Annotated in this window: 1 protein-coding gene; it reads left to right on the forward strand. The window is 48.4% G+C overall.

Going from position 1 to position 1,476, the window contains the following annotated elements; translation table 11 throughout:
• A partial coding sequence (locus tag R7P67_RS24165; protein WP_318086235.1) for a sensor histidine kinase occupies positions 1 to 1,348 on the forward strand: 1,348 nt, incomplete at its 5' end.
• Between the last annotated feature and the right edge of the window lie 128 nt (positions 1,349 to 1,476).

Here is a 1,476-nt window from a genome sequence, read left to right on the forward strand (position 1 = left end):
CTATTTCGCCCATACCGTTAAATTGGATGACCTCAATTGGTATGTCAGTTATCTCATCCCGACCAAGCCAGTTCAACAAGCCATTAATGTCATTGGTTGGAGTGTCGCTGCGTTGCTGTTATTGATCATTTTGTTGGTCATTATCGGTTTGCAACGGCACCAGAAAAACCAGAACCAGCAGCGTATTCAGGCTCTACTGGAGGAATCCCAAAGGCGACTTAAGCAGATGATCAACAAAACTCACGTTGGGTTGCTGTTGATCAATGAGCAAGGACAGCTATTCGATCTCAATCCAATGGCTAAGCGGCTGTTTTGCTTGCCGGAAAATGTCAATCGTCAAACTTTTGCTTGGGAGTTGTTTGATGCAGGTAATCCCAACTCAACCACGCTCACACTGCTCAGAGATCTACCAAAACATAAGGAGCTGGCAGAAATCAGTGCCGTTGAAACGATGGCAAGGCGAAGTGATGGGAGCGTTTTCCCGGTGCTGTTCTCATTAACGACTTTTCCTTGGCACGGAGAGCTGTATTTTCTTGCCACCCTCATCGATATCAGTAAACGCAAAAAGGCTGAACAATCGCTACAACTCATCAACCAAGAGCTAGCGCAGCGCGTAGAAGAGCGCACGCAAGCGCTACGTCAAGCTCAGGAGCAATTGATTGAATCGAGCAAAATGGCGGCGTTGGGCCGCATGTCGAGCGCGATTACCCACGAGTTGAATCAACCTCTTACCGGATTGCGCACCCTTCTCACCACCAACGAGTTATTGGCAGAACGCGGCGAAACCGCCATGATGAAGGCCAATAATGTGCTCGTGCAAAAGCTGATTGACCGCATGGCAAGCATGACGAGCCAGCTCAAAACATTCGCGTACAACAAACCTGAAAAGCTACAAGCACTGTCGTTGACCAGCGCGTTGGAAGAGACGCTGCGTGTCTATCAATCTCAGCTAGCGAATGTGGATGTTCGCGTTCGAATACCTAGCGATCTGCCGCAAATTCAGGGGGAAGAACAACGCTTACAACAAGTGCTTGGCAACCTGATATCCAATGCGCTTGATGCCATGCAATCTAGGGACAAGCCCCAACTTTCAATCGTTGTCACACCAACTAACAGCCACGTTGAAGTGGTGGTCAGTGACAACGGTTGTGGCGTGGCACTAGAACAACTCGACACCATTTTCGAACCATTCCAAACCAGCAAAAAAATCGGCGAGGGCTTGGGTTTAGGACTGTCAATCACCGCGAACAACATGCGAGACATGAATGGGCAAGTCACAGCACAACGCAATCCTGGTTCCGGTATGTCGTTCATCTTGCGATTTCAGCTCGCCAATACGATTGATTGAGCCAACTAAAAGTGACTTACACAGATATTTATTCAAAAATCAGCAGTGATACTCGCAACTCAACCCCCAAGCGGCTATCGGATCTGGCTTCGGTTGGCGTCTTTTCTAAAACCGAACAAATCGCCCTT

The organism is Vibrio sp. Vb0937 (assembly GCF_033338855.1).